The organism is Vibrio panuliri, from assembly GCF_009938205.1.
GTDB lineage: Bacteria > Pseudomonadota > Gammaproteobacteria > Enterobacterales > Vibrionaceae > Vibrio > Vibrio panuliri.
In genome coordinates, this window is record NZ_AP019654.1 from 190829 (window position 1) to 203470 (window position 12642).

The window sequence follows — 12642 nt, forward strand, 5'->3', positions numbered from 1 at the left end:
AAGTTGGCGACAATATCGTCTGCCAAAAAGCAGAAGACGGATATTAGCAAATCTCACCGAGCCTTTACCAGAATTGGCGCAAACTTCCTAACAATTCTCTTGGAATGATTTAGTTTATTTGTGTTGATAATGCATTGGGATAAGAGACTTTCCACTACCAGTATAGCGCGCATAAAGCTGCTTCAGGCTATTCGGGAGCTCATCAGGTGCGATAGTCATAAACCCGTGATGTTGATAAAAACTCTCTAAGTGAGGGTAAGCAAAACAGTACGTTAGTTCGTTGCAAACGGTGTTTTGGCAATGATCGAGTAGTTGATGTCCCAATCCAAGTTGACGCCATTCAGGAGCTACCAACATTCCAGTGAGTAACTGGTATTGCTCAATCGGTCGAAAGCGCACCACAGTGGTAAGCTGCTGTTCAAGGTATCCGACAATAGTTAGTTCATTGCTTTTGGCTTTGCCTGCAGGGTAGTGCGCTTTGTATAAACGCGAAATGAGCGGTAGTTTTATGGGATCAAGCGTCTCTATTCTTAGTTGGCGCATTCTCTATCCATGCATATCTATGTAGAATGTCGGCAGTGTAAATGACATAACTCGCTTGATGCAAACCGAACCCATGCAAATAGAAACCAATACTAGCCTGCGCAACTATCATACTTTTTCGATTGAGCAATCTTGTGATGTGCTTGTTGAAGTAACCTCTGTCGAGGACTTGCAGCAAGTCTATCAAAATCCGCAGTGGCAAGCGTTGCCTAAGCTTATGCTTGGCAAAGGCAGCAATATGCTTTTTACCGAACCTTTTAAAGGGGTGGTGATGGTTAACAAGTTGCAAGGGATTGAAGTTACACACTCTGAGCATCATTGGCACTTACATGTTGCAGGGGGAGAGGATTGGCCAAGTTTCGTTAAGTGGTCGGTTGAGCAAGGCTACGTAGGTTTGGAAAACCTAGCGTTAATCCCTGGCTGTGTCGGATCGGCGCCAATTCAAAATATTGGTGCTTACGGGCTTGAGATCAAAGACATCTGTGAATACGTCGATGTACTGAATCTTGACTCTTTCACTGTATCGCGAATGAGTGCGGAGGAGTGCCAGTTCGGTTACCGCGATTCGATATTTAAACATCAGTTGTATGGCAAAGTAGTCATCGTTGCCGTGGGTTTTAAACTATCGAAAGTGTGGCAACCTCGTATCGAATATGGACCACTACAATCTTTTGACGCTACGACGGTTACAGCATCGCAAATCTTTGAACGCGTTTGCCAAGTCCGTATGGAAAAACTACCAGATCCGCAAGTCACGGGCAACGCAGGTAGCTTTTTCAAAAACCCAGTGATCAGCCTACAACATTATCAAGCGTTGCTGACGCAGTTCCCCACTCTCGTTGCTTACCCAACAGATGGTGGCATGAAAGTAGCCGCAGGATGGCTAATTGATCAGTGCGGTCTTAAAGGCTTTGTTCAAGGTGGGGCGCAAGTGCATCCTAATCAAGCATTGGTCTTGGTCAATCACCAACACGCAACAGCCCAAGATGTTGTGTTACTCGCCGATCATGTTCGTCGCACGGTGTGGCAAAAATACGCTATCGAGCTTGAGCACGAGGTGCGATTTATGGGAGCAGAGCACGAAACCAATTTGATCAAGCTAAGAGGTGCATTGTCATGAAAGAGCATGCGATCAAATTGTCGATTTTAAGTGTGTTGGCTGATGGTAGCTTCCATTCTGGAGAAGGTTTAGGTGAGCAACTAGGCATCTCTCGAGCGGCAGTCAGTAAACACATCAAAGGCATTCAGGCTTGGGGCGTGGATGTGTTTAGCGTGCAAGGGAAAGGATATAAGCTTGCTGCGCCAATGCAACTGCTTGACCAAAATGAGCTAACCCAGCGGATTAACGTACCGCTCGAGCTTATTCCAGTGATTGGTTCTACAAACCAGCATCTACTGGAGCGTATTAGTCACTTGCAATCGGGCAGTGTCTGTTTAGCTGAATATCAAAGCCAAGGGCGAGGTCGACGCGGTAGAGAGTGGGTCTCACCATTTGGATGCAACCTATACCTTTCCATGTACTGGCGTTTAGAAGCTGGCATGGCGGGTGCGATGGGCTTAAGTTTAGTGGTTGGTGTGGCGATTGTTGAAGCAATGGAAAAGCTCGGGATTTCCGGTATCAAACTTAAATGGCCTAATGACCTTTACTTCCAAGATAAAAAATTGGCGGGCATTTTGGTTGAGATGTCGGGGCAAGCAGGTTCTGCCGCGCATCTGGTCATTGGTATGGGGATGAATCTTCGTATGGCTAATGACACGCAAGGGATCACTCAACCTTGGACAAGCTTAGCGGAGGTTGCGCAAGAGGACATCGACCGCAATCAACTGGCGGCAGAGCTGATTAACGCTTTAGAGGCCGCTCTCACCGAGTATGAAATGACCGGTATGCAAGGTTTCGTTGAACGTTGGAATCGGCTTGATAACTTTCTAAACAGAGAAATCCGTTTAATTATGGGAAATCGAGAGGTGGAGGGCATTTCTCGAGGAATCAATGAGCAAGGTGCGGTACTTATTGAAACACCTGCAGGTCTAGAGACTTATATAGGCGGAGAGATCTCTTTAAGGAAGCTAGAATAATTGGTAAGTGTTAGGCATGTTTGATTGATATACCGAATGTTCGTACTAAATAGAGTAATTTAACAGAATAGAATAATTATGATTTATCCAATAGTAATGGCAGGGGGAGTCGGGAGTCGATTATGGCCGTTGTCCCGAGAGTTATACCCAAAGCAGTTTTTGAACATGACTAACGAGTTATCAATGCTTCAGACTACTTTTGAGAGACTTTCCGGCATACCTCACATCTCCCCGTTAGTTATATGCAACGAAGCTCATCGCTTTGTTGCAGCTGAACAGATTCGCCAGGGTTCTTTCAAGCACTCAGGAATTATTCTAGAGCCTGTTGGACGAAATACTGCACCAGCGATTGCTTTAGCTGCTATGCAAGCTCTAGATAGTTGTGATGGAAATGACCCGACTCTGCTGGTTCTTGCCGCGGATCATATAATTCAAAATGTTCCCGCTTTTATTGAATCGATTGAGTTAGCCTTGCCTTACGCAAGTTCTGGGCAGTTGGTTACGTTTGGAATTGTTCCTGACGCTCCCGAAACGGGTTACGGCTACATTAAACGAGGTATAAGCCATAGTGTTGCAGTTGGTGGGTTTAAGGTCGATCGTTTTGTGGAAAAGCCCGACTTAAAGACGGCGGAAGAGTACGTAAAAACAGGTGAGTACTACTGGAACAGTGGGATGTTTATGTTTAAGGCATCTAGATATCTAGATGAACTCAAGCAACACAATCCAGAGATATACAATAGTTGCAAAAAGGCTTTTTCTGGTGCGTTGTCCGACTTTGATTTCATTCGAGTAGAACCGGAAGCATTTTTCGCTTGCCCTAGTGATTCTATAGATTATGCCGTTATGGAGAAAACATCAGATGCTACGGTAATACCAATGGATGCCGGTTGGAGTGATGTTGGTTCTTGGTCTGCTCTTTGGGACATATCGGAAAAGGATGACAAGGGGAATGTTACTAAAGGGGATGTCATTACAATTGGTTCATCAGGTAACTATATACATTCTGAGAGTAAATTGGTTGCAGCGGTAGGAATCGACGATCTTGTTGTCGTTGAAGCGAAAGATGCGGTTTTGATTGCTAATCGTTCAAAAGTGCAATTGGTAAAATCGATCGTTGAGCGACTTAAAAATGAAGATCGCAATGAATATAAAATACACCGAGAAGCATATCGACCTTGGGGGAAATATGATTCGTTAGATGTTGGGATTCGTGACAGTGTTAAGCGGATTACAGTTTATCCAGGAAAAAAACTCTCAAAGCAAATGCATCATCATAGAGCTGAGCATTGGATAGTTGTTTCGGGGACTGCCAAGGTAACGATTGGAGATAATACGTTCATCATATCTGAGGATCAATCCACTTTCATTCCATTAGGAACTCTGCATGCGTTGGAAAATCCTGGAAAGATTCCGTTGGAGATTATAGAGGTCCAAACTGGCGAGTATTTGGGAGAGGATGACATTGTCCGTTTTGAAACAAATGAAGTTTTCGGGAGAAAGTAGCATGGATTGTTTTCAAGTGATTCAGAATTCAGGAGTGAAATTTGGAACTAGTGGTGCAAGAGGATTAGTTGAGCAGTTCACTCCAGATACGTGTGCCGCTTTCACGCATGCTTTCATTTCTACAATACGAGAGCAATTTAGCTTTAGCCAAGTTGCCGTTGCAATAGATAATCGTCCAAGTAGTTTACAAATGGCGAAGGCGTGTTGCGCAGCATTGAAACAACTTAGTATTGACGTTGTGTTTTATGGAGTAATACCAACCCCAGCTCTTGCGTTTAGTGCTATGGCGGACGATATACCAAGCATTATGGTTACTGGGAGCCACATTCCATTTGACCGAAATGGGCTTAAATTCTATCGGCCTGATGGTGAAATCACCAAGTGTGATGAACAGGCAATAATGAATAATCATACTAAGTTTTCTCCTTTAGATGTTTTGCCAGATTTAAATGTTGAACCTACTGCATCTCGGCGCTATATCAGACGTTACACATCCCTGTTCGAAAAAGATTTTTTAACTGGACTACGTATCGGTATATATGAACACTCTAGCTCAGGGCGAGATCTATACAGTAAAGTTTTTAGCTCATTAGGTGCCGAGGTTATCCAATTTGGTCGTACAGATACTTTTGTTCCTATCGATACTGAGGCTGTAGATGACAGCGATAAGAAAAAAGCAAAGGGCTGGTCCAGTGAGTACAAGTTGGATTTTATATTTTCAACAGATGGTGATGGTGATAGACCTTTAGTTGCTGATGAGAATGGTGATTGGCTTAGAGGTGATGTTCTCGGTGCTCTTTGCAGCAAAGCTTTGGAAGTCGAAGCGGTCGCATTGCCAATTAGCTGCAACACTATGATTGATGAGTACTTGTCAGGCGCGAAGATCAAGAAAACTAAGATTGGTTCTCCATTTGTTCTTTCTTCTATTAGTGAGTTGAAAGCTGAAGGGTATCTCGTTGCGGGTTTTGAAGCTAATGGGGGGTACCTACTGGGGTGTGATACCGCGGTGAATGGTCGAGAGTTAAAAGCTCTCCCAACGCGAGATGCTTTACTTCCGGCTTTGATGCTGTTGTTCATTTCTAGAGAGCAAGGTATAGGAAATTTGGTTGACTCTCTACCGAAAAGGTTTACTGACAGTGATCGTATTCAAAACTTTTCACTAGAAAAAAGCAATAATATCATTCGTCTGGGTCGAGATGAACCTAATAAGTTGTTAGAGCAACTAGGTTACGGTAAGTTGCGAGTTCTAAAAAAAGATTTAACGGATGGACTGAGGCTAGAGTTGTCTGACAACTCGATATTACATTTGCGACCATCTGGTAATGCTCCGGAGCTACGTTGTTATGCTGAAGCTTCATCAATGGAAAAGGCTGAGTCGATAGTAAAAAATACGTTGATGAAGGTTTGCTCCATCTAGTTGATTCGCTCTAGTGCACACGATGAAACTTGCTTGATTGATTAATATGAATGTCTTATTTTTGAGACGGAGCTTAATAAAGCAAACAGGGTTGGCATCCAGATCTATCTTTACAGGTAACAGCAAACTTGTTTGGATTTGAATATGCCGCAAACAGCCCAACAGCTTCCACCGTTTGATGAGCTCGTAAAGCTTGCGCAAGAAGATGAAGCCGCGTTTGAACAGCTAAAACGAGACAAATGCCAAGAGATGATCCAAGGGGCATCAGATGAGATGCAACCAAGACTTTGGGCACAGCAAAGCCACATTGATAGGTTGGTGGGGCATTGTAAGAACCCTCACCATGTTAACGTCATGCTGTCGAGAGAGTTACGCAAGCAAGTCGTAAAATTTCAGCACTCGCTGCAAGGTCGTCACGGTGAGGCAACGGATGAAAAGCAAGACAATTCAACAGTGGTGTCGTTTGATGACAGATTTTCAGATTGGCGATAAATTGATTTTAAATTTGATTAAGGCTCTTCGGAGCCTTTTTTGTTGTCTTTCTCACAAAAATCACACTTTCTCCCCTTGGGTTTGTTTCTTATGCCCATATATCGTTATCACAAGGCTTTAAAGTTGATTTAAAGCAATTATCAAATCACATGGAAATTTTCAGGAGAGACGACCGATGAACATTCGTCCATTACATGACCGAGTTATCGTAGAGCGCCAAGAAGTTGAATCTAAGTCAGCAGGTGGCATTGTGCTTACTGGTTCTGCTGCGGAAAAATCGACTCGCGGTGTTGTTCTAGCTGTTGGCAAAGGCCGCATCCTAGAAAATGGCACTGTTCTACCATTGGACGTTAAAGTTGGTGATACGGTTATTTTCGCAGAAGGCTACGGCACAAAAACTGAGAAAATCGACGGTAAAGAAGTGTTGATCATGTCTGAAAACGACATCATGGCAATCGTTGAGTAATTTAACTCTGATTCAAGAACGATAGACAAACCAGAATTATAGAGAAAAGGGATAAAAGATGGCTGCTAAAGACGTTAAATTTGGTAATGACGCACGCGTAAAAATGCTAGAAGGTGTAAACATCCTAGCGGACGCGGTAAAAGTAACGTTAGGTCCTAAAGGCCGTAACGTTGTACTAGACAAATCTTTTGGTGCACCAACGATTACTAAAGATGGTGTATCGGTTGCGCGTGAAATTGAACTTGAAGATAAGTTCCAAAACATGGGCGCGCAAATGGTTAAAGAAGTTGCGTCTCAAGCAAACGACGCGGCGGGTGACGGTACAACAACTGCGACAGTACTAGCACAAGCTATCGTAAATGAAGGTCTTAAAGCAGTAGCTGCGGGTATGAACCCAATGGACCTTAAGCGTGGTATCGATAAAGCGGTTATCGCAGCAGTAGAAGAGCTAAAAGCACTGTCGGTTCCATGTGAAGATACTAAAGCTATTGCGCAAGTAGGTACTATCTCTGCAAATTCTGATTCAAGCGTAGGTAACATCATTGCTGAAGCAATGGAAAAAGTAGGCCGCGACGGTGTAATTACTGTTGAAGAAGGCCAAGCGCTGCAAGATGAACTGGATGTTGTAGAAGGTATGCAGTTCGATCGTGGTTACCTATCTCCTTACTTCATCAACAACCAAGAGTCTGGCTCTGTTGATCTAGAAAGCCCATTTATTCTGCTTGTAGACAAGAAAGTTTCTAACATTCGTGAGCTTCTACCAACGCTAGAAGCAGTTGCGAAAGCATCTCGTCCGCTACTTATCATCGCTGAAGATGTAGAAGGCGAAGCACTTGCAACGCTAGTTGTGAACAACATGCGTGGCATCGTGAAAGTGGCAGCGGTTAAAGCACCTGGTTTTGGTGATCGCCGTAAAGCTATGCTTCAAGACATCGCGATTCTAACAGGCGGTACAGTCATCTCTGAAGAAGTGGGTCTAGAGCTTGAGAAAGTAACGCTTGAAGACCTAGGTCAAGCGAAGCGCGTTGCGATCACCAAAGAAAACACGACGATTATCGACGGTGTAGGTGAAGAAGCGATGATTCAAGGTCGTGTTGCACAGATTCGTCAGCAAATCGAAGATGCGACTTCTGATTACGACAAAGAGAAGCTACAAGAGCGCGTAGCTAAGCTTGCTGGTGGTGTTGCGGTGATTAAAGTTGGCGCAGCAACTGAAGTAGAAATGAAAGAGAAGAAAGACCGCGTTGAAGATGCGCTACACGCGACTCGCGCTGCGGTTGAAGAAGGCGTGGTTGCTGGTGGTGGTGTTGCACTTATCCGTGCTGCATCTAAGATTGTTGACCTACAAGGCGACAATGAAGAGCAAAACGTTGGTATCCGCGTTGCGCTACGCGCAATGGAAGCACCAATCCGTCAGATTACTCGTAACGCTGGTGACGAAGAGTCAGTGGTTGCCAACAATGTTAAGGGCGGTGAAGGCAGCTACGGCTACAACGCAGCGACAGGTGAGTACGGCGATATGATCGCAATGGGTATCTTAGACCCAACTAAAGTGACTCGTTCAGCGCTTCAGTTTGCAGCATCAGTTGCTGGTCTAATGATCACTACTGAAGCTATGGTAACTGACCTACCACAAAAAGAAGGCGCTGGTATGCCTGACATGGGTGGTATGGGCGGTATGGGTGGCATGGGCGGTATGATGTAATCCTCGCTCTCACTCAGTGATAGTCGTCTTTATAAAATCGTTGAATGGGTTGGTGGGTATGTATACACTCCGCTCATTGAGAATTAGGTGACTCATCCTGCATTGGAAAAGGCCGAAGCTTAGCTTCGGCTTTTTTATTTTTTAGGTCACGGTACAGCGATATTTGCGTGTGTATTTTACAAAGTAGAAGCGTTTGGGCTCGCAATACTAACGGGTGAATGATTAAGTGATTGCCGACGATAAAATAGGATATAAAAAACTGTTTGTAGGGATCACAGCATTGTTTTTATTTGCACTCGCGTTTCTGATTCTTGATTCAGCGGAAGAATCGACGCAAGCGTATAAAGATAGGAAGCTGCGTGTTGAAAGGGTATTGGAAGATACCACCCAAGTGATTAATGCATTGGAGTACAGCATCACTTCGCTCTACCCGCTGCAAAATGATCGCTATGTATTGCCTCATACCATTAAACTCAATGGCGATACCTGTAACTTTGGCGGCAAGTCTCATACAGGTAAAGAGTATGACTTCATGTTTGCTGGCCCAAAAGAGATGTGTGATCGCAATTCTCCTCTGTTTAAAAAAGCCTACCGACGTCTGTTTGTTGCACCATCAATGGCGTATTTTGCTAAAAGTATTAGCCAGATTTCATCGATCTATTTTATCTCCGCCGATAAGTTCATCATTTCGTCACCTAAAGCATTTGCTCAGTCAATCGAGGGAGATACCTTCGATAAAATTATCTCAACTCGACCATATTGGACACGCACCGTTAAATTGGCCTCCCATAGTGATAGCGCAATTTATACGGGAGATTATCAAGATTACATGACTGGAAGACGAGTCGTTACCATTACTCGCGCAATATATGTGGATGGTAAGTTTAAAGGGGTTTTAGCCATTGATAACAACCTCAATGACCTTATCCAATACAATTTTGCCGGCTATTGACTCACGGAGAAGCAAGGCCACAATAGTAGTGATGTGTTTAGTTTTAGGTATTCCAAACCTGTCGTGGTAGCTGGGAAAGAAACAGGGCTTTACTTGACCGTTGATGAGCCGAGAAGCGTACACATCATCCATATTTTAGAACATGACAAGCCACGTTTAATTGCCTTGACCTGTTTTTACGTGTTGGTGCTGTGTATCTTATGGTTCCGCTATACACAATCGGCTCATGCTCGGCTCAAGCAGCTTGCCATGCTTGATCCGATGACCAACTTGCTCAACCGTCGAGGTTTTGAAGTCAAACTTAAAGAATTACCATCGTCGAGTTACCTCGCCATTGCTGTATTTGATATTGATGACTTTAAAGCGATTAATGACAATTGTGGTCACAATGTTGGTGACGATATCATTTGCCAAGTGGCAAAGTTGCTGAGTAATAGTTTACGCCAAACTGATTTAATTGCGCGTTTTGGTGGCGAAGAGTTTGTGATTGCGGTGACCAGTGAGTCGGCCGAGCTTGCACATGTCATCCTCGAACGAGTGCAAAGTGATATGAGTTCGCCTGAGATTCGTTTGTGTGATGATACCGTTTTGCAAGTGACCGCTTCTGGTGGCGCGGTGATCTATCCGTTGGCGAAAGTTAGTGATATTAGTCAGTTGTGGCAAGAGAAAGGGATCATTGATGCCGACAGTCTATTGTATCAGGCAAAAAAGGCGGGTAAGAACCGTATCTTTATTGAGCTTGGCAAGCGAGACTAACCAGAATCAAAAAAGGATGGCAAATTCGCCATCCTTTTAACATCCAGGACACTCAGTTATAGAATGATGTCGCGTACTTCTGGGTCTTTACGCTCAAGGTAATGCGTGGATTTGATGCGACGAATCGTGCGGCAACGACCACGGATAAGAAGTGTTTCAGTTGTGGCAATATTACCTTGACGGCTAATGCCTTCTAGCAAATCGCCCTTAGTAATCCCTGTCGCAGAGAATACAACATTGTCGCTGCGCGCCATGTCTTCCATTTTTAGAACAATACCTGCTTCAACGCCCATCTCTTTACAACGAGCCAGCTCTGCCGCACCGTAAATACGGTTTTCTTCGGTATCGCCTTTCACTTGATGACGTGGCAACAGACGACCATGCATATCGCCATCCAGTGCGCGAATAACCGCAGCAGAAACCACACCCTCTGGTGCACCACCGACACAGTACATCACATCGACTTCACTATCTGGCATACAAGTTAGGATAGATGCCGCGACATCACCATCAGGCACAGCAAATACTCGTACGCCCATCTGTTGCATTTCTGCAATGACGTCATCATGACGTGGTTTTGCGAGGGTAATTACCACTAAGGTATCTAAAGTCTTATTCAGTGCCTTGGCGATGTTTTCTAGGTTTTCTTTCAGTGGTTTGTTTAGATCGATACAGCCTTTTGCACCAGGACCTACCACTAATTTTTCCATGTACATATCTGGCGCTTTAAGGAAGCTACCTTTTTCACCTGCGGCAAGTACAGCTAACGCATTCGATTGACCCATTGCGGTCATACGAGTGCCTTCGATTGGGTCAACGGCAATATCTACTTCATCGCCACCGGTACCCACATGCTCGCCAATGTAGAGCATTGGTGCGTCATCAATTTCACCCTCACCAATAACGATTTCACCGCTGATCTCGGTCTTGTTGAGAAGGGTGCGCATTACCTCAACTGCGGCACCGTCGGCTGCGTTTTTATCGCCACGGCCTAGCCATTTGTAACCGGCTAGTGCTGCGCCTTCAGTGACTCGAGAAAATGCCATTGCTAAATCGCGTTTCATGATGACTCCAAATAGGTTTTATGGAACAAAGTAAATTTGGCGCGATTCTACCACATCAAAAAGTAAACGTTTGCCTTTTTGCCGCTTTGAGATTGAAATTGATCAATAAAGCGCAGTAAAGTGAGCATTGGCCGTACTGCCGTCGGGTTTAAGTTAGCTAACCGTCAGTAACTGGCGATTTTTTGCGCGAATAGCGCACAATATCAAATATAGGGCGTGTGTCTCTCGGCTCTGCTAAGTAGAATGAAGGCAATACGTGAAGCCGTTCTTCACTTCAACCGAATAAACTAAGGGTAGGCAAAGATGTCTTTTGAAGTACTAGAAAAACTAGAAGCAAAAATTCAAACTGCAGTGGATACAATCGCACTTCTTCAAATGGAAGTAGAAGAGCTTAAAGAAGAAAAAGAAAAACTATCTGCAGAAGCAACAGAGCTGCGTGCAAGCCGTGAAGAGCTTGAGCAAAAATCTCAGCAAATGCAGCAAGAGCATGCTGCATGGCAAGATCGCATCCGTAACCTACTTGGTAAGATGGATGAAGTAGAGTAAGCGGCTGAAAGTTGATCGCATGAAAGGGGTTAACCGCAAGGTTAGCCCTTTTTGCTATCTGTAACCCCGCTTAATTGGCTTTTGGGTTATAGGTGGCAAAAAGGTCAGCACAAGGCTGACCTTCAAGAAGCAGAGCACGAGCTTATGCTTGAGGGCGAACGCCAAGGGTGTGGCAAAGTGCGTAAGTCATCTCTGCTCGGTTTAGCGTATAGAAATGGAAGTCTTTTACGCCTTCACGGCTTAGAATTCTTACCAAATCTAGTGCTTGGCTTGCACCAACCAGTTGTCGTGTCGTTGGGTCATCATCGAGCCCTTCAAACTGCTTAGCCATCCAGCCCGGCACTTTGACATGGTTCTGTGCGGCAAAGCGTGAGGCTTGCTTGAAGTTTGATACGGGTAATATCCCCGGCACAATTTCCACATCAATGCCTGCGGCAACACAACGGTCACGAAAACGCAGATAGCTTTCTACGTCGAAAAAGAATTGGGTAATTGCGCGACTAGCACCAGCATCGACTTTGCGTTTTAGGTTGAGCAAATCCGCTTGAGCACTTTTAGCTTCAGGGTGTACTTCAGGGAAAGCAGCGACAGAGATATCAAAATCGTGGCGTGACTTGAGTAGTTCAACCAGATCGGAGGCATACATCTCTGGCGCACCACCACCGGGTGGAATATCACCACGCAGTGCTACAATACTTTGAATGCCGTTAGACCAATAATCGTCGGCAATTTGAATCAACTCTTCTCGAGAGGCATCAATACACGTTAAATGTGGTGCCGCTACTAAACCAGTCGCTGACTTGATCTCTTTGATGATCGAGTGGGTTCGATCTCGCTCACCTGAGTTAGCGCCATAAGTGACCGAAACAAACTTTGGCTTGAGGGTTTTTAAACGATGTACGGAGTTCCACAGGGTTTCTTCCATCTTCTCGCTGCTAGGAGGAAAAAATTCAAATGAGACGTTGATATTGTCTGAAAGCTCAGCAATATTTTGGTTCAAGGCGTCGATATGACTAGCGTGCGTGTATCCCATTTTTACTCTCCCTGTTGCGGCTGCCTCTGCCACTTATAAACAAAATCCTTTTGACGTTTAGACGTCTATATGTCCACAGAATGTCTTGA

The 12642-nt window shown here is 44.6% G+C and carries 13 protein-coding genes; 10 read left to right on the plus strand and 3 right to left on the minus strand.

The annotated features are described in order from the left end of the window. Positions 1-114: 114 nt before the first annotated feature. Positions 115-543 carry a GNAT family N-acetyltransferase gene (locus tag GZK95_RS00895; protein ID WP_075714621.1) on the minus strand — a complete coding sequence of 143 codons (429 nt, stop codon included), beginning with the start codon at positions 541-543 and terminating at the stop codon, positions 115-117. Positions 544-616: 73 nt separating this feature from the next. Between GZK95_RS00895 and murB the strand changes: the two genes are divergently transcribed. From murB to GZK95_RS22240, 9 genes are all read left to right on the plus strand, one after another. Then, on the plus strand, positions 617-1663 hold the full coding sequence (gene murB / locus GZK95_RS00900) for a UDP-N-acetylmuramate dehydrogenase (RefSeq protein WP_075714657.1): 1047 nt from the start codon (positions 617-619) through the stop codon (positions 1661-1663). After that, a complete protein-coding gene (gene birA, locus GZK95_RS00905) occupies positions 1660-2619 on the plus strand; it encodes a bifunctional biotin--[acetyl-CoA-carboxylase] ligase/biotin operon repressor BirA (RefSeq protein WP_075714623.1) in 960 nt (319 codons plus the stop codon). The genes murB and birA overlap by 4 nt, the downstream gene beginning before the upstream one ends. Before the next feature lie 78 nt (positions 2620-2697). Further along, entirely contained in the window at positions 2698-4122 is a 1425-nt protein-coding gene (locus tag GZK95_RS00910; RefSeq protein ID WP_075714625.1) for a mannose-1-phosphate guanylyltransferase/mannose-6-phosphate isomerase, read from the plus strand. Further along, complete coding sequence (locus GZK95_RS00915) at positions 4076-5539, plus strand: phosphomannomutase (protein ID WP_269472836.1); 1464 nt, start codon at positions 4076-4078, stop codon at positions 5537-5539. The genes GZK95_RS00910 and GZK95_RS00915 overlap by 47 nt, the downstream gene beginning before the upstream one ends. Before the next feature lie 144 nt (positions 5540-5683). Further along, positions 5684-6031 carry a DUF3135 domain-containing protein gene (locus GZK95_RS00920; protein ID WP_075714629.1) on the plus strand — a complete coding sequence of 116 codons (348 nt, stop codon included), beginning with the start codon at positions 5684-5686 and terminating at the stop codon, positions 6029-6031. 175 nt (positions 6032-6206) lie between these two features. After that, a complete protein-coding gene (locus GZK95_RS00925) occupies positions 6207-6497 on the plus strand; it encodes a co-chaperone GroES (RefSeq protein WP_005593631.1) in 291 nt (96 codons plus the stop codon). Positions 6498-6555: 58 nt separating this feature from the next. Then, a complete protein-coding gene (gene groL / locus GZK95_RS00930) occupies positions 6556-8202 on the plus strand; it encodes a chaperonin GroEL (RefSeq protein ID WP_075710711.1) in 1647 nt (548 codons plus the stop codon). A gap of 280 nt (positions 8203-8482) precedes the next feature. Then, positions 8483-9154, plus strand: a complete 672-nt coding sequence (locus GZK95_RS22235; protein ID WP_225623940.1) for a cache domain-containing protein — start codon at positions 8483-8485, stop codon at positions 9152-9154. A 33-nt stretch (positions 9155-9187) separates the two neighbouring features. Next, positions 9188-9910 (plus strand): GGDEF domain-containing protein, encoded by a 723-nt coding sequence (locus GZK95_RS22240; RefSeq protein ID WP_225623941.1) that lies wholly within the window; start codon positions 9188-9190, stop codon positions 9908-9910. A gap of 56 nt (positions 9911-9966) precedes the next feature. Here the strand turns inward: GZK95_RS22240 and glpX are convergent, their stop codons facing one another. Further along, the gene (gene glpX, locus GZK95_RS00940) at positions 9967-10974 is read right to left on the minus strand and encodes a class II fructose-bisphosphatase (protein ID WP_075711155.1); all 1008 of its coding nucleotides are present in this window, start codon (positions 10972-10974) and stop codon (positions 9967-9969) included. A gap of 303 nt (positions 10975-11277) precedes the next feature. Between glpX and zapB the strand changes: the two genes are divergently transcribed. Further along, a complete protein-coding gene (gene zapB / locus GZK95_RS00945; RefSeq protein WP_075711157.1) occupies positions 11278-11520 on the plus strand; it encodes a cell division protein ZapB in 243 nt (80 codons plus the stop codon). Positions 11521-11662: 142 nt separating this feature from the next. Here the strand turns inward: zapB and metF are convergent, their stop codons facing one another. Then, positions 11663-12553: a methylenetetrahydrofolate reductase gene (gene metF, locus GZK95_RS00950; RefSeq protein ID WP_075711159.1), complete on the minus strand. Its 891-nt coding sequence runs from the start codon at positions 12551-12553 to the stop codon at positions 11663-11665. Positions 12554-12642 lie beyond the last annotated feature (89 nt).

Bases quoted from the DNA above. Each gene is read 5' to 3' on its own strand.
- GZK95_RS00895 (WP_075714621.1), bottom strand. From the start codon at position 543: ATGCGCCAACTAAGAATAGAGACGCTTGATCCCATAAAACTACCGCTC.
- murB (WP_075714657.1), top strand. From the start codon at position 617: ATGCAAATAGAAACCAATACTAGCCTGCGCAACTATCATACTTTTTCG.
- birA (WP_075714623.1), top strand. From the start codon at position 1,660: ATGAAAGAGCATGCGATCAAATTGTCGATTTTAAGTGTGTTGGCTGAT.
- GZK95_RS00910 (WP_075714625.1), top strand. From the start codon at position 2,698: ATGATTTATCCAATAGTAATGGCAGGGGGAGTCGGGAGTCGATTATGG.
- GZK95_RS00915 (WP_269472836.1), top strand. From the start codon at position 4,076: ATGACATTGTCCGTTTTGAAACAAATGAAGTTTTCGGGAGAAAGTAGC.
- GZK95_RS00920 (WP_075714629.1), top strand. From the start codon at position 5,684: ATGCCGCAAACAGCCCAACAGCTTCCACCGTTTGATGAGCTCGTAAAG.
- GZK95_RS00925 (WP_005593631.1), top strand. From the start codon at position 6,207: ATGAACATTCGTCCATTACATGACCGAGTTATCGTAGAGCGCCAAGAA.
- groL (WP_075710711.1), top strand. From the start codon at position 6,556: ATGGCTGCTAAAGACGTTAAATTTGGTAATGACGCACGCGTAAAAATG.
- glpX (WP_075711155.1), bottom strand. From the start codon at position 10,974: ATGAAACGCGATTTAGCAATGGCATTTTCTCGAGTCACTGAAGGCGCA.
- zapB (WP_075711157.1), top strand. From the start codon at position 11,278: ATGTCTTTTGAAGTACTAGAAAAACTAGAAGCAAAAATTCAAACTGCA.
- metF (WP_075711159.1), bottom strand. From the start codon at position 12,553: ATGGGATACACGCACGCTAGTCATATCGACGCCTTGAACCAAAATATT.